A 19,787-nucleotide genomic window follows, 5' to 3' on the forward strand; every position below is an offset into this window, starting at 1 on the left:
TTTCTTGGCCAGGGGCGCCAGCATCAGTTGCCCGCACCAAATACAGCCCGGGCCTGTTCATGGATACAGGCGGCCAGCCTGGCATGATGCCCATGCTGGTTCCAGACCAGCCCGTTGCGCCTGACCAGCGTTCTGCCCGGCAGCTTGATCTGTACAATATCCAGCGATTGCCACATGGCAGACCAGTCCGGCAGCAATGAGACGCCCAGCCCTTCGTGTACCATGACGGCAATCGAGGACAGGCTGTTGATCTCCAGGCGCTGCCTGGGGTGCAGGTCGTGGTCACGCAGATAGCGATCGGCTAGTTGTCCGCCGTAAACGCTGCGATCATAGCGAAGAAAGGGTTCGCTGGCCAGGACATCATGGGCGTTGCGACCCAGCATATGCGTAGGGGCAATCACCACCAGGGGTTCTTCCATGAACTTTTGCCAGATGCAATGCTTTGCCACGGCAAACTGCGGTTCGACCACGATGGCCGCATCCAGTTCGCCGACCGCGACCTTGCGACACAGCTCAATTGAGGCGCCCGGCGTCACAAAAACAGACGCTTCGGGATAAATGTCATAGAGGCGCTTCAGAATAGGTGGAAGGATATTGGTCAGCGCAGAGACAAAGCAGCCCAGACGCAGTTCGCCCTGATTGTTTCTGTCCATCGCCATGGCGCGCATATCCCTGATCTGCCTGACGACCGAACGCGTACTCTCGATAATCCGCATGCCGCTTGCCGTGGGCTTGACCGATCGACCCGAGCGGCGGACCAGTTCTACGCCCATGTCGTCTTCCAGGGCCTTGATGCGCGCGGCAACCGCCGCGGAGGTCAGATCAAGCCGGCGACCGGCTTCGGCAAAAGAGCCGGCTTCGACAACGGTGATGAAACTCTGCAGGTAATTAATATCCATTATTTTTATGCCATTTCAGGTTCGTGGACGATGGATGATAAAGCTGGCTGCGCATTCAAACTCCTTATTATGTAAGCCGGCGCTGCGCTCAGGCTGCACACGGGCCGGCCACGGTGGCCTTGTTCAGTTGCGATCAGTGTTGTGATCAGGCCTGGCTGCCGGCCAAGGATATTCCAGCTGCATCGCCACCACGCTGGCTGTCGGCAAGCCATAGCGCTTGCCGATTGCTTCAAGCGTGCCGGTCAGCGCGGTGGCCGGATGCGCCATGTCGACCATCGTGACGCCTGTGTTATTGTCCGACGTTGTAGCGGCGCGGTCGGCGATGATCTGCATGCCATTGCGCGAGACGATCGCGCTGCGATCGGGAGCGAACGTGGCTACGTGCGAGCGATAGGTGCGTGACCAGGCATCCGCCACCAGTGCCAGCGATACCTCGTCAATGCCCGTGTGCAGCGGCAGAGCCAACTGTTCCCTGCGCCAGAACGCCAGCGTATTTTCAATGACGGTAAGGGCAAAGGGGCGGGTGAACCGGAACGATTGGCTATCATGCGCCGCACTCCATTGCGCAACGCCCAGATTCTGGCCAACGTGCTGTGCCGTCTGGCGGCCGGCGATGGCCTCGATCAGCATGAGCATGGTCGGCATAGAGGCCGTGATGCCGGTTGTGGTGACAATGCCATTGTCCACCACCCATCGACGGTTGGCCACATAATCGATATCGGGATGATTCTCCAGCAGCGCGTTCAGATAATACCAATGGGTTGTGGCGCGCCTGCCATCGAGCAGCCCGGCTTCGGCCACGACCTTTGCGCCGGCACAGACCCCGATAATGATCGCGCCTTTGGCTTTCTGGTGGCGCAGCCACGCAATGACGGCGGGGTCATCGTCACGGCTCATCGCCGGTACAATCACATAGTCTGCGCCCGTGGGGTAGCGGCGATCAAACTGCGCAGCGGTGGCATCGGCCCGGACTGTCAGCGCCGGATATAACCGGACCGGTCCGTCTTTCATGGAAAGTGCCATGACGTCGGCGATGCCGGCACGTTTGAGAATGCCATAGGGCAACAGGTAGTCTGTGGTTTCGGTGGCGTCGTTAAGACCGATAACGGCAATCAGTGGGCGCTGGCGTTTTGGCGGAGCAAGGGCTGCCATTGCTGTTTCATGCTCGCGCGAATCAAGTCCGGGCAACGCAGGATGGCTGCCTGGCAGGGGAAGGGTTAGCAGCCAGATTACACCTGCCACTATCGAGAAGGCGACAATGCCAATCACAACCAGCATAAAAATACGGAGTTTCATGGGAGTGACCTCTGCGCTCAGCAACAGTGCTGATCAAAATAGAAATCGGCTCTCGGGCCTGCCAGTTGCCTGAGCGGACAGCAGGCCCGATGCATAAAAGACGGGTTGATGCTCAATATTATTCATTATTCAATTGTGTTTTACCACGAATGCATACACCCGTTATGTGTAGCTGCGATAAACTGGGCAGATTGCTTTTTTTAGCGTAAATCAACGGAGATACGGTATGAAGATCGGTCTGATCGGTGCAGGTGCGGTAGGACGTGCCTGCTTGATGTCCCTGGCCTATGGGGGCGGAGCGCGCGAGATTGTTCTGGTCAATCGCAATCACAAACGGGCCCAGGGCATGGTAGCCGACATTCAGTACGGAACCACATTGTTGCCGGCAGTTCATGTGCGGGCAGGTCACTATGAAGATCTTGACCAGTGCAGGCTTGTCATTGTAACCGTGGGTGTGAACGAGAAAACGGGCGGGGCGACGGACCGAAGCGATGACGCCGGTCGCTTGCGGCTGCTGGATGATAATGCAAAAATCTATCAGGACATTATCCCGAAAATCAATGCGGTGGCGCCTGGGGCCATCATTCTGGTCGTGACCGATCCGCCGGACCCGCTGGCCGAGGTTGCACGCCATTACAGCAACGCAGCGCATGTGATCAGCTCAGGAACGCTGCTCGATTCCCAGCGCATGCGCTTTCATATTGCCCGTCACGCGGGCGTACACCCTGCGTCCGTTGAAGCCATGGTGCTGGGCGAACACGGGACTTCCCAGGTGTTTATCTGGTCCGGCGTACGTATCGGCGGTGTGCCGCTGGCGCGGGTTTTGGATGTCAATGAAAAGGATTGCGAAGCATTCCAGAAAAAGATCGAAGAAGAAGTCAGGTTTGCCAATATCAGCATTATTGAAGGCACCGGCGCCAGCCAGTTGGGCATTGGCATGGTCACCGCGCATATTACCAGGACGATACTGAACGATGAAAAACTGGTCGTGCCCATTGGGTCTCATATTGAAGCCTATGAGACGACGCTGTCGCTCCCGTCGTTGCTTGGCAAGGAGGGGGTGCTGGAAACCTATATGCCGGCACTGTCGACAAGGGAACAAGATGCGCTGGCTGCCAGTGCCACTGTGATCCGGCAGGCCTGGGAGGGCGTGGCCTGATCAACCCGCCGGCGCCATCGTCCTGTGGCCGGGCCTGTAGGCAGTGTTCGTGACAGGATGACCGGGTTCGGGATCGGTGGGCCGAGCCGGCGCCGTGGCCAGTGCTTGCGACGGGCCGGCGAATCCCTCTTGCTTACTGGGGTCGGGGGCCGCGTGTCGACTGCTGGGCTCAGGTTGCCTGTCCGGCTGCAGACCTGAGGGTGAGCATCCCGGCTCGCGGTTTTCATACATAAAAAATGTACAAAAAATTTATCCAGATCAATGTCGGGTTTTTGACTGGGCGCTACTATTATGCCTGGACCTTTAATCCGGAGGCAGGCTCAAATCCCATACGCAGCAAGCAGGGCCTGTCGAAGGTGTTAAAGGTCTTTTTTTTGCCGTGCTTTTCCACGTTTTTTTCAGGCATCCCGCGCTTTTTTCTTCACTCTGTCTCTCAGCAATTCGGCATATTGCGCGCTTGCCCGTTTTCCGTCTGAATAGATCCGGATCTGATCGCAGTCGGGCGTAAACCTCACAATTGGAATCGGACCCAAGTCTGCCGGCAATGCATCACTCAAAATCAATGACCGCTTCCTGCGTGTCTTTCAGATACAGCACGTTTACCGTATTGTTTTTTTGTATTTTCGCCATATGGTAGATTGGAATGACCTGGCTGCAGACCGTCTCAAAGGCCGGCCCGAATGCCGGTGCAATGCGAACACCCACGTTCAGCACAAAATGGTCATTGATCCGGGTTCCCGAATCTTCCACCGACAGGATCGTGGCCTGGCCTGGCTCACCCGTCTGGCGGATCCGGCGATGATCGCTGGCGTCCGAGGACAGCGACACAAGAATCAATGCGATGCCGCTGATCATCGTGCACATCGAGATCACCAGGCAATATATCGAAACAGGGGGCAGCCATTCTTCTATCGGGTAGAACACATAGGAAAAGATGCCGATAAAGGGAATCCAGGAAAGGGCGAATAATCGCCAACCCAGGCTTGCTGCACTTTTTTTGTTGGACATAAACATGAGTTCACAGCACTATCTGCACACGGCAATGGTTGTAAGAAATAGGAATACTCGCGACTACTGAATGATATTACTTCAATCGTATGACAGAAATAATAACAGCGCGTATTACCGTTAGAGCGCAGGCGGCCGCTGCCGAACGGACCAAGTCATTCCCGCGGGTTTTGGCCGGGGCAAACGAACAGAGCCGTTTAATGATGCGACAAGCGCCTTGCTCACTGCGAAAGCGGATGCTGCTTTTATGCCTCATTTGCGCTATTGAAAAATATTTCAAATGTAAAAATATGTTCCGCAAGAGCCATGCAGGACCGCCGTCAGCCCGTTATATGGTCGTTTGACGCCAGACATATGCCACGAGGCAGGCATGCCGACTTATTCAGGTAATCATCCTGACATAAAGCCTGCCTATGATTTGTCGTATCCCGATCAGGTTGATCAATAAGCAACTGAACTATCTGAATATTAACCATTTCGGACAGTGGCCCATTTGACTGGCAGCCCTGATCACAAGTGAGCACCGCTCATACCCGCAAATTCGCTCCCTATTTCGATCGACCCGAACGCATCCAACGCGAGAGATGAACATGGATATCCCTCAGTTACAGAACCGGCCCGTCATTGCGCATACGCCCATGCCCGAAGTGCTGCACTTCAAAAGCATGAAAGGGCAGGCCGGACTGTCGGAACTATTTGAGTTCAATGTCGAGCTGGTTGCCAAGACCTATATGCTGGACGTTCGGTCTCTACTGGGCAAGCCGCTCACGCTGCAGGTGGAAACCGCCGGTGGCGCACCGCATTACCTCAATGGCCAGATTATCCGGTTCGAGCTGGTTGGCCGTGAATTGCTCAATTCCGAATATTATGTTTATCGCGCTACGGTGCGGCCTAGCCTGTGGTATCTGACCCAGTCCAGGGACAATCGTATTTTCCAGAATAAGTCGGCAGTGGATATTATCAAGCAAGTGCTGGGCACCTATAGCTTTGCGGTGGAATATAACCTGACCGAGTCTTACCGCGACTGGGAATATTGCGTGCAGTATCAGGAATCGGATTTTGATTTTGTCAGCCGACTGATGGAGCATGAGGGCATCTATTACTGGTTTCGTCATGAGAACGGCCAGCACACGCTAGTGCTCACAGATGATATGTCAACGCACGAGCCGGCGCCGGGCTACGATACCTATACCTTCTACGATGGCCAGATGCACATGCTTGCGCACGAAGAGTTCGTATCGGACTGGCATGTGCAGGCGCAGATCACGCCCGGCGGCTACGCGACGGTTGACTACGATTTTCGCAAGCCTGGTGCCCGACTGGACTCGACCAGCAAGAATGCCGAAGCAGCCAATACAGACAAGCTGGAAATCTACGAGTGGCAGGGCGGTTACCAGGAAGTGGACCACGGTGAAAAATATGCTCGCCTGCGGCTGCAGGAAATACAGGGAGCAAGAGAGCAGGTGCTCGGCATATGCAATATCCGCGCCGTTGAACCGGGACGTCTCTTCAAACTGCGCAATCATCCGCGCCGTGCCGAAAATCGCGAATACCTTTGCGTATCCGTCACCTACAATATGAGTGTGGCCGGTTATTCCTCCGGTACTGAGCAAGAGGATCATTTTGAAGTGATCTTTCGCGCGTTGCCATCCAATATTCAATTTCGCGCGCCTCGGGTGACGCCGCAGCCCAAAACCAGCGGGCCGCAAACGGCCCGTGTCGTGGGTCCGGCCGGCGAAGAATTGTGGACTGACCAGTACGGCCGCATCAAGGTCATGTTCCACTGGGATCGCCAGGCGACTGGGGACGAAAACAGCTCCTGCTGGATTCGTGTGTCCAGTCCGTGGGCGGGCGGCGGGTTTGGCGGACTGCAATTGCCACGTATCAATGATGAAGTGGTGGTGGATTTCATCGGCGGCAATCCGGATCGACCGGTCATTCTGGGACGGGTTTACAACGCGCAGAACATGCCGCCGGTGTCGCTGCCAGCCAATGCGACGCAAAGCGGTTTTCGCAGCCAGTCCGTATTCGGCGACCCCAGCATGCGCAACCAGATGATCTTCGAAGACAAGCTGGGCCAGGAGCTGGTGGATATGCGTGCCCAGCTGGACATGCTGCTGAACGTGGTGCGTGATATGACGGTCACAGTGGGCGCCAATTTGAAGACGACTGTGGGCGAGACCGAGACCCGGGACGTAACGGGAACGCGCACCACGCATATTATCGGGCATGAAAAGGAAACGTTCGACGCCGGTGTTCATCGGGAGATCACCAGCGCCGGCCTGGCCGACAATATCAAGGACGGCGCGGTGACCAAAATCCTGACTGGAGACAATGAATTCCGTGTTGAGGGAGGGGACAATACTGTCTACATAAACGGTCTCGAGGATTATCATGTAACAGGTACGCACACTCAGACAATCGACGATGCCGAGATCCAGAAGTACAACACCAGCCTGAATCAGACGGTCACCGGTCCTACAGATCTCATGTATGACGGCACGCTCAAGCGCACCGTGACGGATACCGAGACGGTTGAAGTTGAGGGTGTCGCAGACCATACCTATGGCGCGGAATATACATCCAAACATAGCGGCAAAGTCTATTACGACGTATCGGGTCAGGACTATGAAATTCTATGCGCAAATTACAAAATCAAGGCCACTGCGCAGGAAGAGCGTATCGTTACCGCTCACGCCAAGAATACCTTTAAAGCCGGACGGGAAACCAGCGTGACGGGTCACGACTCCTTTGAGGGTTCGACCAGGTCTGCCACTTATATTGCAGGAACGACGATGGCGGCCATGATTGCGAACTACCGTGCCTATGCGTTTTCTGCCGATGCACTCAACCTGAATCTGGCTGCTGTCAAATTTTCCTTTCAGGTCATGAAAGTCGATTTGAGTGCGGGCTCCATGAAAGCCGACGGTGCTGAGTTGAACACCGGGGGGCTGGACGTCAAGCTAAAGGGGCTGGGTACCCATATCTTTGGTTTTCTCGGACTTCTATAAGGAGATTTGCAATGATACTTCAAGGCCGTGTCGGCTCCTGCGCGACAATCGTCGACATCATGCTGCTGGGCCCACGGCCCAACTTTGGCCCAAAGTTAACAATGATACCTAATCCGCTTTCACGCGTATTTACCCCTGGGCTGGATTTGGAGTGCTGTCCGTTACCGACGATGATTACCTGGGCAAATGAGAGCGGTATTCTTGGGGTGTTGGTACCGGTGGTCAAATGTTTTTCCACCAAATTCATCAACGTCAGTTTTCGTGTGTTTTCGGGTGCGCTGCCAGTGTGTCGATGGACGTCTATTGGACTGAGCAATATTATCAACGGCGTGGCGTCACTCAATGCCATCCCGTCACCGAATCGTACTTTTGTGTTTGCCTGATCCCAAGGGTTGTCCGGCAGACTGATTGCGGTCCAGTATACGAAGTGTTGCCTGTTCAGTCCTTGAGTTTGTTGGCCAGGCTCCACGCCTGCGACTCGGCCAGATACGGCTGGCGAGCGATTGCCCCCGGTGAGCGCAGGACGGTTCCATCGGAGAACAGGGCGCCATGAAACAGGGTATCGTTTAGTCGGACTGCGTCAAACCGACCCTGCTGCAGATTAGCGAAAGAAAAATCGGCACGGGACAGGTTGCTATTTGAAAAATTGCCGGATTTGCAATTGGCATAATGAAGAATGGCTTCTGTCATATCACAGTCCAGAACGACGCTGTCTATGGCCAACGCATTCATCCATATCGATTGCTGCAACCGGCATGCAATAAATGCAGCCTGGGTCAGGTCCGCTTCTATAAGTAATACGTTTGTGCAATCTGAATGTCGGAATATACTGCGTTGTAGATTGGTGCCTTGAAAATTGCACATGGTCAGTTCACATTCACTGAATGTCACTGCTTCCATATTTGCGCGGGTAAATGGACACTGGTGAAAGGTCAGATTTTCAAACACCATGCCGGTCATAGTGCATTCAGTAAATACAACACGATCGAAATATACATTTTCAAACAGGGACTGTCGCAAGTCATTCTGGAAAAATATCACAAGTTCCAGATAGGCATCCGAAAAGTCAGTCCCTTCAAGACGGATATCATGGAATGTGGTTTTTTCTGCCGCCTCCAGATGCAGCGTTGCATTGGATAAGTCGGCGCTGGAAAAGGAGCATGATTGCAGCTTTGCATTGCGCCAGGTAGTCTGTGTCAGGTCGCTATACACAATATTGTGCTCGGTGAAGCTGGCTTGGTCAAAGCACACGTTCTTTACGCTGCAGTGCGATATCATGCCCTTGTTGAAATTCGTATTGCTGAAGTCCGCCTCGTCAAACACGCATTTGGAAAACATCGTTTCGGTCAGAACGGCGTTCCTGAACGAAGCGCCGGAAAAATCTACTTTCTCAAATATCTGCCCGCTCAGATCGAATCCATCCAGAATCAGTCTTCGGCAATCCTCTTGTACGACAGGTTCATACAGGGTCAGAAGTTCACGAAACTTTGCAATATCCATCATGACTGCTGCTCCCAGAAATGCGTTGCCCGTTTGCGCAACGGATATAGCTTTGCGTATTTAAGAAACACGCCCTGGGTACGCGAAGTGTCGTCCAGAAGGGTTTCTGATACGTCAGCGGTGCACAGGTTGGCCCGGCGCAAATCAGTTCCACGCATATCTGCCTGCTGAAAGTTGCTGCCGGTTAAGTCTGCAGCGACAAAGCGTGCAAGACGCAAGTCGGTACGCCTGAATATAGAGCCGGTCGCTTTGACTGCAGTGAAGTTTGCGGCTTGCAGAAGCGCCTCACTGAAATCACAATGCAGTATGACCGCATTGGAAAAATCAATGGTGTTTAACACTGTTCGATTAAACGAGCTGTTTTTCATATTTGCTCCCCGGAAGCTGCAAGTATCCATTTGCAGTTTGTAGGTGAAGGAGGCACCCTCCATATGAGTGTGCATGAAGCTTATGTTTTTCAGGTCGCTGGCAACGAAAGCAATACTGCTCAGTTTGGCATTTTCAAACGTGATGTTTTCAAGTGTATTGGCCTGGAATGCAACTTGTGAGAACTGCCCCAGGGCAAAGTTACTGTTGGAAAAACTGGATTCAGTAAAGATCGTCTTGTTGATGGTCGCATTGTCAAAGCGGCAGCTAGAGAACGTGGCGCGCGTTGTCTGTACGATGTCTTCCCAAAGAGTGCGCTCAAAGTTGCAGTAGGAAAAAGTGCTTTCCTGCAAAACCATTGCCGAGAGCCTGGCGCCGGTGAAATCTGCCCGCAACAGGGTGGTGGCGCCCAGATTGGTTTCGCTGAACAGGGCGTCGCGTAGAGAGGTGTTTTCAATCACCGCCCGTGTCAGCAAAGCACGACTGAAATTAGCCCCATCCAGTGTGGCGAGGGTCAGATCTGCATCCGATATGTCGCTGCCGGTGAAATCAGCGGCCGTCAGGTTCAGGCCAGACAAATTTGCACCAGACAGATCCAGCTCACGCATGTCCATGCCACTTCGATAGCGTTCAAGTACCACGTCGCGCTTCTGATCGGCTATGTGTTTTGTGACAGCGACACCCTGCGGCAGAAGATGGGCCGAGTACAAATTGATCTTTTTTATCTGTTGTTTGGTCTGATTTAACTGCTCCCTGTCCGGTGTCCCGGGAGTGCTTTTCTGGCCCGACTGATGTCCTGCCTGCCATTGTGTTTCCATCTCGGTTTGCAATTGCTCCAGCCGCAGCATGGCGTCTTTCATGTCCTGTGCTGCAGAGTCGGGTACCTTTCCGTCTACAACGTCCTGCATTTTCTTGGTAAATGCAGGATCAGGCCCCTGGTTTGCCGCAAGGTCCTTTTTGACACGTTTTTTTTCTTCATCAATCTGTCGTTCTGATGCTTTTTTCAGCCGTTGCATGCGTTCATGCAGTTCCGGCAGATATTCGCCGCTGATAGGGAACTGGGGGCCGCTGAACTCCGGCATGATATTGTATGGTTCCAGGCCAGTATCCAGCAATTTGTCACGGATTTCGGTGCGAATACGCTGTTCGCGTTTGCCCGCGTTTTCCAGCAATAATCCTGTGTCGACCGGCCGGGTATCGAGCCAGTCTCCCATGATCGATTTGGGCACCAGATCTTTGTCACGCAGGGCATATAATGCGCCTGTATCCATGTCGCTGCGCAGATCAAAAATGTCCTTGTACCAAGATTTTTCACGGGCATGTCCCGGCAGTTCGATGGCGGCGATAATGGCGCGTACGTCTTCGGCGTAGGTTTGCGCGACTGCGGTCGAACCATGGTACATCATGATGGCGTGTTTAATCCCCGGTAGCAGCCAGATCGTCGTCGGCTGCAAATCGACCTGTAGAAAATCTTCGTCGCCATGGTCGTTCTGCTGACTCACGAAGCACCGGGGAATCCAATCGGGAATTGTTCCTGTCCAGCATGCCTGCTCGGGGTGCATGTTCCAGACAGAGAACTCGCAGCCTAATGGCAGGCTGTCCCTGTTGGTCCAGTGCTGGTCATCGTCTGCCGCATTGAATAGGCGGGTATCCATGTCCGGAAAGAAGCCGGTAATATCCGTTTTCATCCAGGTCTCGCTAAAGCTGCCTACGTGCTTATAACGCCGCGGCCGGTTGATCATGACCGGACTGAATCCAGCTGGCTTGGGGCGCTGGGTTTTGGAAGAGATGCGTTCCGTTGGCAGCTCTATATTAGGCAGCCGCGTTGTCCATACGCCGTTGATAAGTTCGCGGTCGATGCCTTTGCCGTCAGGATTCTCGTCAAAGCCTTTTCCGCCAAATGCGTTGGCCCAGGTTACCGGCATCTGCTCAAAGGATTGTGGATCTGATATCCGATCGCCCAGCCAGTAGCGCTCGCCAAATACAAGTAGACTCTTTTCGTTGTCTCCTACTTTGGCGCGCACAGCACATTGTGTTTTATCTTGCTGATGCGCAGTGTAGGCCGTGCCACTGACAATAAATTCCGGACATGTTTTGGGCAGAATCAGGTCAAGAATGTTATTGCAGTCCATCGCCGGCAGCAGATGTGTGGTGATTTCAGCTTCGGGAACCAGCCGGGGCGTGGGGCCGTTGAAATCAATCAGCGTATAGACCAGAACACCCAGACGGCTTTGTTCCAGATATCCGTAGGGCCGTGTGAGTACGCCCACGCGAAGGGGTTTGACAGTTCTCATTGGCAGATGTGTGAGTGAAAGAAAGGCAGCCGGAGTGGGCGCAGGAAAGACTGCGCTAGCTATACCAAGGTTGAGCGTCAGCTCATATGGATTTGGTCGCCGTTGATTTTCATGACGTCCTGAGCCGTTAGCGTCGTGTAGCCGCCGTGGACTCGCGTCAATTTGTCTGCTTCGTAATCAATGGTTTGCGCACGCACATGGTCGACTTCTTTGATATGGCGAAAGCAGAGTCGGGCGATGCTGTTGATGCGATCGGCCATAAGACTGACAATACTGGAGAAAAAGGTGGTTGTGCCAACAGTGGCTTCCAGTGTTTCGCCGGCGTATGACATCTGTCCAATCGTAAGTTTGGCTGTGTCGTTCGTCTGTTCGTAATGAGCAGAGCTGAGGGTCAGCGTGGTATCGCTGGCTATCCGGGTGCTGGTTGCCGAGTGTAGCGACACACTGCCGGTTGTACTGCTGATGGCCAGGTCTCCCCGGATTTTGAGGGCAACCGGCGCATTGCTGCTGCGCGAGACCACAGCAATTAGATAAACACGGTCCTGATCCGGGCCGCTGATGATGACCTGATCGCCCACTTGCGGCTCGATCAGGCAGCTGAGGGCCTGCTGGCAGACCCAGTCAACTCCGTCGCAGTTGACGGTAAAGAGGGCGCCATCGACCAACTGAACCGTACCGATAAGCTGTACTGGATCATAGCTGAGTGTCCGCTTTTGTGTGGCGAGCATGACTTCTCTCCGGTCAAATGAATAATATGCAATTGTCAGGGTTGAATACTTCATGGATATGACATTCTGATGAATAGCGCCGTTTTTACATTTTGCAGCATCTGTATCGCACAAATAACCGGAGAGGTTCACGCAAGGCAACGTAATTGAGCGTTGCGGCATGAATACGACGACGGCGCGCTTCTGTGCCACGGGACGCTTCGCATGGCGGCAGCGGCGGCAGTGTTGCCTGGCTGGCATCGGTACCACTCGCTGGCTATGACAACTGTCGTATTCCTCCCCTGAAGTTGTCGTATCAGCCTATTTTCGCTTCAGCGCATTATGCGCATACTATGGCTGTAGACGACAGTGTCTGTCGCTCACAAACTAACGGAGAATACACATGAATTATGTCGATGGTTTTGTTGCTGCGGTGCCGACTGCCAACCGTGAAGCGTACATTAAACATGCCTCTGAGGCTGCGGAGATTTTCAAGGAGCTGGGGGCGTTGAGTGTTGTTGAGTGCTGGGGCGACGAAGTGCCCGATGGCAAACTCACCTCTTTTGCCATGGCGGTGCAATCCAAGCCGGATGAAACTGTGGTGTTTGCCTGGATTACATGGCCTTCCAAAGAGGTGCACGACGAGGGCATGAAGAAAATGATGGAAGATCCGCGGATGCAGCCTGACGTTAACCCCATGCCTTTTGACGGCAAACGCATGATATTCGGTGGGTTCGTTCCGGTTGTGAACGTGTAGGGTCGCCTGCCGCGCCGGCGTGGCGCTGCATTGGTCGTCGCGCTCTTGCTGCCTACAGTGCAGCAGCGCGGGGCGGGGTAGCAGCGCGTGATATTCTTGGAAGCCGACACGGCGCGATGGCGATGTCGTCGGTTTTCTGCCCGCAATCGCTGTTGGTATGTGACACAGCGGCGGGGAGCCTATAAAATACCAGATACTTAATCCCGCCTGGTGTCTGCGTTTCTGCCATTGGTTGGTCATGCAGCGCAATCGGGCAATCTGTCTGGATATTGCATTATGAGAAAAACCCTGCTGTTGCTTGCCGGCTCGTGCTCGCTGTTGGCTGCATGCGCCGCACCGCCGGTTGTTGCCCCGTTGACTGAATCACAATTGCAATCGATGAGCTGCAGGCAGATCGGACGCGAAAGCGATAAACTGAACCTGCAGGTCGATCAATTGCGCGGCAACGACGCCCTGTTCGGACCGGACGAGAGCCAGAAGCAGGCCGCCATCTCTGCAGGGCAGTTCCGCCTGCAGCAATTACGGACACAAAGCGTCAGAAAGCTTTGCACGTTCGGCTGAAAAACAGGATAGCCATGTTTAAAAATACAGCAGGGCGCGTGATCTGCATCATGGCGCTGGGGTTGATCGCAGCATGTTCAACCGGCACTGATCATTCAAAAAATGCAGAATGCGGACGCATCAATTCACGCATCATGATGGCGCCGGCGCCAGGAGCAGGGGACAATTTCCTGTCTCGCAACAGTGCAGACCAGCGTGCCGATGCGCATCGGGCAAGGGCACGTCGCATGGGCTGCGACTGACAACAACCCAGGAATCGTCACAACCGAGGGTGGCAACAGCCACTACAACATGGTATGAGACCCGCTATGCCTTGCTAAATGGGAGCGTCAGACATGAACTCACAGGACAAAAACGGAAAACTTGACTATATCGAGTTTACGGTCAGGGACATTGTTCGTACTTGCAAATTCTACGCGAGCGCTTTTGGCTGGTCCTTCAAGGACTATGGACCGCAATACTGTGAGTTTACCGACGGGCGTTTTACCGGGGGATTTGCGCAGGGCGAGCCGGTCAGCCCGGGCGGCCCGCTGGTCATTTTGTATACGGATAATCTGGCGCATATGCAAGAGCGCATCGAGCGGGCCGGGGGTCGGGTTGTCAAACCCGTTTTCGCGTTTCCCGGTGGCCGGCGATTTCACTTTGCCGACCCGGACGGCTACGAGCTTGCGGTGTGGTCAGACCAGCAGGATTAAGCCTGTACTGAGTGTTTCTGTTTCCTGACCAGATCCACGCCCTGGTTGGCCAGTGCATCTGCCCGCTCGTTGCCCGGGTCGCCGGCATGGCCCTTGACCCACTTCCAACTGACATCATGCCTGGCAATCTGCTCATTGAGCAACAGCCACAGATCGACATTTTTGACCGGCTTTTTATCGGCGGTTTTCCAGTTGCGCGCCTGCCAGCCGGCCATCCATTCGCAGATACCCTTTTTTACGTATTGTGAATCGACATGCAAGGTGACGTTGCAACTGCGTTTGAGCGCCCGTAACGCTTCGACAACGGCCATCATTTCCATTCGATTGTTGGTCGTTTGCGCCTCGCCGCCGAAAAGGGTTTTTTCATGCGGACCCTGGCGTAGCAGTACGCCCCAGCCGCCGGGGCCGGGGTTGCCCTTGCAGGCGCCATCTGTCCAAATATTGACTTGCGGTTTATCCATGAGGTTCTTTAAAAAGCTGACGTACTTCGCGGCGGGATATTGCGGCTTCGCCGCGGGCGAATTTTTTCTTCTTCTTGCCTTTCCAGGAGGGGCCGATCAGCGTCATCCCATGGGCCCGCTTGACTGCGGCCAGCAAGTAAACGGCGCCTGCGACTGGCCACCATCGATCGCCGGCTTGGTTCATGAAGTTCCACCGATTCAGCCACCGATCCGTATGGCAGGCGGGAGTGTAACAGCCAAAGTAGCCCCGGTCTACCTCGAATGACAGCAGTTTCATCCAATCTTTCAGGCGTGTGATCGATACCTGGCGCGAAGCGGCCACCGGCATCCAAGGCTTGCGTGCAGGCATGCGCGAGCGCAGGCCCCACAGGCTCCAGGGGTTGAACCCCGAGATAATCAGGCGCCCTTCGTGAACCAATACCCTTTCAGCTTCCCGCAGGACCAGATGGGGGTTGTCGGCGCATTCCAGAATATGGGGCAGGATCAGCAAATCGATGGAGTTGGAGGCCAGCGGCAGGGCGTCCAACTGCGTCTGGACAAATCGGGTGTTGGGGTAGTGGGTGCAATTGTTAAAGCTGTCATCGGTCAGAATGATTTTGCTGCGCATTCTGTTATGATGCAAAAAATTCCAGTCAGGCAGGCCGACCTGAACCGCGTTGAACCCGAAAGAGTCGGCCACAATCTGATCGAATTTTGATGATTCCCATTGAATGACGCGCTGGCCCGGGTCCGTATTGAACCAATCTGCCAGATTGATGATTCGCGAATGGATTTGTTTCACTGATTCCTCGGTATAAATGCGGCGCCTTAAGTAAAGTGATGACTATCTGATGACTATAAAAATCTGGCCGATCAGCGCGTTCAGCGACAATTATATCTGGGCAATTGTACAGGCTGATCAGGCGGTTGTCGTTGATCCCGGTGATGCGGCCCCGGTGCTGGCTTACTTGCGTGATCAAGGGTTAACCCTGACTAACATTCTCCTGACCCACCACCATGCCGATCACGTCGGCGGCGTGGCCGAGCTGGTCCAACACTCCGGAGCCACGGTCTATGGGCCGCCTGGTCCCACTATCCCCTGTCGCAATGTCGAGCTCAGGCAAGGAGATCACATCAATCTGGGTATATTTGGGCAATTTACCGTGTTGGAAGTTCCGGGCCATACGCTGGACCACATCGCCTATTTCGGGCAGGTCGATGAGCGAAATGTGCTGTTCTGCGGCGACACCCTGTTTGCGACAGGTTGCGGCAGATTGTTTGAAGGAAATTCTAGACAAATGCAACAAAGCCTTGATAAATTTAGAAAATTGCCCCACAATACGTCCGTCTATTGTGCTCACGAATACACGTTGGGCAACATCCGCTGGGCACGTACCGTCGATCCGCACAACCCTGATCTGGAGCAATGGCAGCGCGAAGCAGAAACATTGCGCAACAACAATCAGGCTACCGTTCCAACATCGCTGGAACACGAACTCAAAACCAATCCTTTCATGCGAACGGATGAACCGGTTGTCATAACAGCAGCCGAACAGCATGTTGGTCATTCTCTGGACCACCCCGAGAATGTGCTTGAAGTATTACGTGAGTGGAAAAACCAATTCTGAGAAAGCCTATATGAACTTAGTACGATTTTTTCTGGTGGGTTGTGTCGTCGCGCTGACCGGCTGCGCTTCTTCCGGCGGGGGCAAATATAGCGATACGGTCAACTACCACGGCCCTAATCGCGATGTCTGGGACCGCGTGCGCAAAGGGTTCGATATGCCCACCCTGCAGGATGAAAAAGTCGCTTACTGGACCAATTACTACGCAGCCCGTCCGGGATCGGTCCAGACCATGGCCGCCCGTTCCGGCAAATATATCTATCACATCACCAAAGAGCTGGAAAAGCGCAATATGCCCACCGAACTGGCCTTGTTGCCGTTTGTGGAAAGTGCATACAAGGCCACGGCATTATCCCGTTCCAAGGCGGCTGGTTTGTGGCAATTTATTCCCAGTACAGGCACACAGTACAAGCTGAAACAGGACTGGTGGAAAGACGATCGTCGCGATCCGGTGGAATCGACGCGCGCAGCGCTCGATTATCTGTCCTATCTTTATACCTTCCAGGGTAACGACTGGCACCTGGCGCTGGCGTCCTATAACTGGGGTGAAGGCTCAGTCAAGCGCGCCAGAAACCGGGCCGGTGGCGGTGGCTATCTGGATCTGAGGATGCCTTCCGAAACCCGTAATTACGTGCCCAAATTGATGGCCATCCGCAATATTGTGGCCAATCCGGCCAAGTATGGCATCACGCTGCCTTCCATCCCTGACAAACCGTATTTCGAGAAAGTGCGACGTACCAAGGATATTGACGTGGCAGTCATGGCGCGGCTGGCAGGCATCTCCGTGACCGATTTCAAGGAACTGAACCCGTCTTTCAATCGTCCTACGCTACTGGCCTTGCATGACCCCAATATTCTGCTGCCCGTATCGGCAGTAAAAACCTACAAGAAAAACCTGGCTGGTTACACGGGCCCGCTGGCCACCTATAAAGGTTACCAGCCGGCGCCGGGCGAATCGCTGTCCGCCATTGCCCAGTCGCATGGTATTTCTCTGAGCAAACTCAAATCGCTTAACGGTTATTCGTCGCGTCAGCGCGTTGCGCTGTCCTCGCGCGCGCTGATGGTGCCGGTACAGCGCGATTTCGATACCGACTCCATTGTCCCTCGTGGCCTGCCGCCAACAGCGCCTGATGGCAACCGACGCGATTCTGACAGCATGCTGGCTGACAATACGCCTGCACCGGTATCGCCGGCGGCTCCTGCGCCTGTGGTTGAACCGCGCGCTTATGCGGGCAATGCGCCAACATCGACACTGCGTCAGACATCCGGCGCTTCAGCTGGCGTACGTCAGGTAGCAAGCAACACCCGCAGTACATCCGGGGCGACACCGGTTGTGTGGGACGCGGGTGGCAATCAGCCGGCGCCGCGTAACGCACCTGCTGCAACCGATGATCCGCTGGCCGCGCTGGTTGCCCAGAACGAGGCCGGCAATCCTTCTGTCAATCGTGAATCGGTGCGTTATGTCGCCCAGGCGGCGCCAGCAAGCCATCAGGGTGCTGTACGCCCGGCTACCGCGACAGTGCGCGCTCCCGTGTTGGCCCAACAGGCCGCGCCGGCAGTTCGTGCTGCTGCCTACCGTCCGCGTGCAGCAACGACAGCGCGCACCCCCGAGCATTTTGTCACGCAGGGCGAAACCCTGTACTCGCTGGCTAAACGCTACGGCACAACGGTTGACGATCTAAAGGCACTCAATAATATTGGTACCGAAGGACTCAAAGCGGGTTTGCGTCTGCGTCTGCCAGGAACGGCAATCCGCGGTTAATTGCCGTGGACTGATGCTAAATGTTCCGGAATCACTGCGCAATGCCTTTGCATTGCGCATTTTTTTTATAATGACCATCATTGAAAAATAATTAGGACAGCAAATGGGCTTTCTTGCAAATAAACGAATACTGGTCACGGGCGTCATTTCGAACCGTTCAATCGCCTACGGCATTGCCAAGGCATGCAAAGCGCAGGGAGCTGAACTGGCTTTCACCTACGTCGGAGATCGTTTCAAGGATCGGGTGACCGAATTTGCCGCTGATTTTGGCAGCGCCATCGTAATCCCCTGTGATGTGGCTGAAGATGCGCAGATTGACGCTGCTTTTGAGCAACTGGCGCAGCACTGGGACGGGCTCGATGGGCTGGTACACTCGATCGGTTTTGCACCTCGCGAAGCGATCGCGGGCAACTTTCTGGACGGGCTTTCCCGCGAAGGCTTTCGTATTGCTCATGATATTTCGGCGTACAGCTTTCCTGCCATGACCAAGGCCGCTTTGCCATTGCTCAAGGCGCGCCAGGGATCCGTGCTGACACTGACCTATCTGGGAGCGGAGAAGGTTGTTCCCAATTACAACACCATGGGTCTGGCAAAGGCCTCGCTTGAAGCCAGTGTCCGCTATCTGGCCACCGCCCTGGGCAGCGAAGGCCTGCGCGCCAACGGGATCTCGGCCGGTCCGATCAAAACGCTGGCTGCCAGTGGCATTAAGGATTTTTCTTCCATCCTTAATTTCGTATCGGCTCATGCGCCGCTCAAACGTAATGTCACCATCGAAGATGTGGGCAATACTGCTGCGTTCCTGCTGTCGGACCTGGCTGCAGGTATCACGGGTGAAATTGTGCATGTGGACGCCGGATTCTCTACCGTCGTACCAGGCATGTCTTAAGGGTAGCAGGCGATGCGACAAATTATTCTCGATACAGAGACAACCGGCTTTGACCCGGCCGAAGGCGATCGGATCGTCGAGCTCGGGTGCGTGGAACTGATTGATCGTCAGTTCACCGGGAATAATCTGCATATTTATTTCAATCCCGACAGGGACAGTTCGCCCGGCGCACTCGAGGTGCACGGGTTGACCACCGAATTTCTATCGCAGTTCAATCGGTTTGAAGACGAAGCGGCACGGATTTTAGAGTACCTGCAAGGGACCGAAATTTATATCCATAATGCCTCATTTGACGTTAAGTTCCTGAATGCGGAATTTGCACGGGTGGGCATGCCGTCTATCGACAAGACTGCCGCCGCGATTCACGATACGCTGGCCATGGCGCGTGAGCAGTACCCAGGCAAGCGCAACAGTCTGGATATGCTGTGCGAGCGGCTGGGAATTTCCAACGCGCATCGTACTTTACACGGCGCGTTACTGGATGCCGAGCTGCTGGCCGAGGTATGGCTGGCCATGACCCGAGGCCAGTTTGGCCTGGTCATGGAGCACAGCGATCAGCCGCGCCAGCAGGAAGGTCAGCCGGTGGTGGCGCAATTTGATGCGACCATCTTGCGGGTGGAAGTGGCCACGGAAGCTGAGCTGGCCGAGCATACTGCCTATCTGGATGGGCTGGACCAGGCTGCAGGCGGTCTTAGTTTGTGGCGCAAGCTGACTGAGCCTGCCCCGGCTGCCTGATTGCCGGTCCTCGTCGCGTCCTTGCTGTGCATGGATACGGCGGCGCCACGCTCGGCGCTGGCCAGGGTCATGGTTGCGCACTGCCG

Annotated in this window: 19 protein-coding genes; 11 read left to right on the plus strand and 8 right to left on the minus strand. The window is 54.7% G+C overall.

Annotated elements, in window-relative coordinates; all coding sequences use genetic code 11:
* Positions 1 to 23: 23 nt before the first annotated feature.
* Positions 24 to 899, minus strand: coding sequence for a LysR family transcriptional regulator (locus INT32_RS04945; protein ID WP_193087630.1), 876 nt, complete (start codon positions 897 to 899; stop codon positions 24 to 26).
* 123 nt (positions 900 to 1,022) lie between these two features.
* The gene (locus tag INT32_RS04950) at positions 1,023 to 2,195 is read right to left on the minus strand and encodes a DJ-1/PfpI family protein (protein WP_193087631.1); all 1,173 of its coding nucleotides are present in this window, start codon (positions 2,193 to 2,195) and stop codon (positions 1,023 to 1,025) included.
* Positions 2,196 to 2,421: 226 nt separating this feature from the next.
* Between INT32_RS04950 and INT32_RS04955 the strand changes: the two genes are divergently transcribed.
* Complete coding sequence (locus INT32_RS04955) at positions 2,422 to 3,354, plus strand: NAD(P)-binding domain-containing protein (RefSeq protein WP_193087632.1); 933 nt, start codon at positions 2,422 to 2,424, stop codon at positions 3,352 to 3,354.
* 549 nt (positions 3,355 to 3,903) lie between these two features.
* Here the strand turns inward: INT32_RS04955 and INT32_RS04960 are convergent.
* Positions 3,904 to 4,362 carry a hypothetical protein gene (locus INT32_RS04960; RefSeq protein ID WP_193087633.1) on the minus strand — a complete coding sequence of 153 codons (459 nt, stop codon included), beginning with the start codon at positions 4,360 to 4,362 and terminating at the stop codon, positions 3,904 to 3,906.
* Between the two features lie 590 nt (positions 4,363 to 4,952).
* Here INT32_RS04960 and INT32_RS04965 point away from each other — a divergent pair.
* Both INT32_RS04965 and INT32_RS04970 read left to right on the plus strand, forming a co-directional pair.
* Positions 4,953 to 7,373: a type VI secretion system Vgr family protein gene (locus INT32_RS04965; RefSeq protein ID WP_193087634.1), complete on the plus strand. Its 2,421-nt coding sequence runs from the start codon at positions 4,953 to 4,955 to the stop codon at positions 7,371 to 7,373.
* Positions 7,374 to 7,384: 11 nt separating this feature from the next.
* Positions 7,385 to 7,756 (plus strand): hypothetical protein, encoded by a 372-nt coding sequence (locus tag INT32_RS04970; RefSeq protein WP_193087635.1) that lies wholly within the window; start codon positions 7,385 to 7,387, stop codon positions 7,754 to 7,756.
* Positions 7,757 to 7,811: 55 nt separating this feature from the next.
* On the opposite strand, the gene INT32_RS04975 is transcribed toward INT32_RS04970, so the two are convergent.
* The 3 genes from INT32_RS04975 to INT32_RS04985 all read right to left on the minus strand — a co-directional run bounded on the left by INT32_RS04975 (position 7,812) and on the right by INT32_RS04985 (position 12,261).
* Positions 7,812 to 8,876, minus strand: a complete 1,065-nt coding sequence (locus INT32_RS04975; RefSeq protein ID WP_193087636.1) for a pentapeptide repeat-containing protein — start codon at positions 8,874 to 8,876, stop codon at positions 7,812 to 7,814.
* Positions 8,873 to 11,533, minus strand: coding sequence for a DUF2169 domain-containing protein (locus INT32_RS04980; protein WP_193087637.1), 2,661 nt, complete (start codon positions 11,531 to 11,533; stop codon positions 8,873 to 8,875). Before INT32_RS04980 ends, INT32_RS04975 begins: the two co-directional genes overlap by 4 nt.
* A 77-nt stretch (positions 11,534 to 11,610) precedes the next feature.
* A complete protein-coding gene (locus INT32_RS04985; RefSeq protein WP_193087638.1) occupies positions 11,611 to 12,261 on the minus strand; it encodes a DUF3540 domain-containing protein in 651 nt (216 codons plus the stop codon).
* A gap of 382 nt (positions 12,262 to 12,643) precedes the next feature.
* Here INT32_RS04985 and INT32_RS04990 point away from each other — a divergent pair, with 382 nt between their 5' ends.
* The 4 genes from INT32_RS04990 (at position 12,644) to INT32_RS05005 (ending at position 14,253) form a co-directional block, all read left to right on the plus strand.
* The gene (locus INT32_RS04990; RefSeq protein ID WP_193087639.1) at positions 12,644 to 12,997 is read left to right on the plus strand and encodes a DUF1428 domain-containing protein; all 354 of its coding nucleotides are present in this window, start codon (positions 12,644 to 12,646) and stop codon (positions 12,995 to 12,997) included.
* A 276-nt stretch (positions 12,998 to 13,273) separates the two neighbouring features.
* Entirely contained in the window at positions 13,274 to 13,558 is a 285-nt protein-coding gene (locus INT32_RS04995) for a hypothetical protein (RefSeq protein ID WP_193087640.1), read from the plus strand.
* A gap of 14 nt (positions 13,559 to 13,572) precedes the next feature.
* Positions 13,573 to 13,800 (plus strand): hypothetical protein, encoded by a 228-nt coding sequence (locus INT32_RS05000; protein ID WP_193087641.1) that lies wholly within the window; start codon positions 13,573 to 13,575, stop codon positions 13,798 to 13,800.
* Between the two features lie 93 nt (positions 13,801 to 13,893).
* On the plus strand, positions 13,894 to 14,253 hold the full coding sequence (locus INT32_RS05005; RefSeq protein ID WP_193087642.1) for a VOC family protein: 360 nt from the start codon (positions 13,894 to 13,896) through the stop codon (positions 14,251 to 14,253).
* Here the strand turns inward: INT32_RS05005 and rnhA are convergent.
* Positions 14,250 to 14,714 carry a ribonuclease HI gene (gene rnhA, locus INT32_RS05010; RefSeq protein WP_193087643.1) on the minus strand — a complete coding sequence of 155 codons (465 nt, stop codon included), beginning with the start codon at positions 14,712 to 14,714 and terminating at the stop codon, positions 14,250 to 14,252. The genes INT32_RS05005 and rnhA overlap by 4 nt on opposite strands.
* The gene (locus tag INT32_RS05015; protein ID WP_193087644.1) at positions 14,707 to 15,495 is read right to left on the minus strand and encodes a methyltransferase domain-containing protein; all 789 of its coding nucleotides are present in this window, start codon (positions 15,493 to 15,495) and stop codon (positions 14,707 to 14,709) included. The genes rnhA and INT32_RS05015 overlap by 8 nt, the downstream gene beginning before the upstream one ends.
* A gap of 49 nt (positions 15,496 to 15,544) precedes the next feature.
* On the opposite strand from INT32_RS05015, the gene gloB reads away from it, so the two are divergent.
* The 4 genes from gloB to dnaQ all read left to right on the plus strand — a co-directional run bounded on the left by gloB (position 15,545) and on the right by dnaQ (position 19,701).
* A complete protein-coding gene (gene gloB, locus INT32_RS05020; RefSeq protein WP_193087645.1) occupies positions 15,545 to 16,321 on the plus strand; it encodes a hydroxyacylglutathione hydrolase in 777 nt (258 codons plus the stop codon).
* A 10-nt stretch (positions 16,322 to 16,331) separates the two neighbouring features.
* Complete coding sequence (locus INT32_RS05025) at positions 16,332 to 18,080, plus strand: LysM peptidoglycan-binding domain-containing protein (RefSeq protein ID WP_226816537.1); 1,749 nt, start codon at positions 16,332 to 16,334, stop codon at positions 18,078 to 18,080.
* 103 nt (positions 18,081 to 18,183) lie between these two features.
* Entirely contained in the window at positions 18,184 to 18,966 is a 783-nt protein-coding gene (gene fabI, locus INT32_RS05030) for an enoyl-ACP reductase FabI (RefSeq protein ID WP_193087646.1), read from the plus strand.
* A gap of 12 nt (positions 18,967 to 18,978) precedes the next feature.
* Positions 18,979 to 19,701 carry a DNA polymerase III subunit epsilon gene (gene dnaQ / locus INT32_RS05035; RefSeq protein WP_193087647.1) on the plus strand — a complete coding sequence of 241 codons (723 nt, stop codon included), beginning with the start codon at positions 18,979 to 18,981 and terminating at the stop codon, positions 19,699 to 19,701.
* The last annotated feature ends 86 nt before the right edge of the window (positions 19,702 to 19,787 follow it).

It is taken from the genome of Advenella sp. FME57 (genome assembly GCF_014897675.1).
GTDB lineage: Bacteria > Pseudomonadota > Gammaproteobacteria > Burkholderiales > Burkholderiaceae_B > Advenella.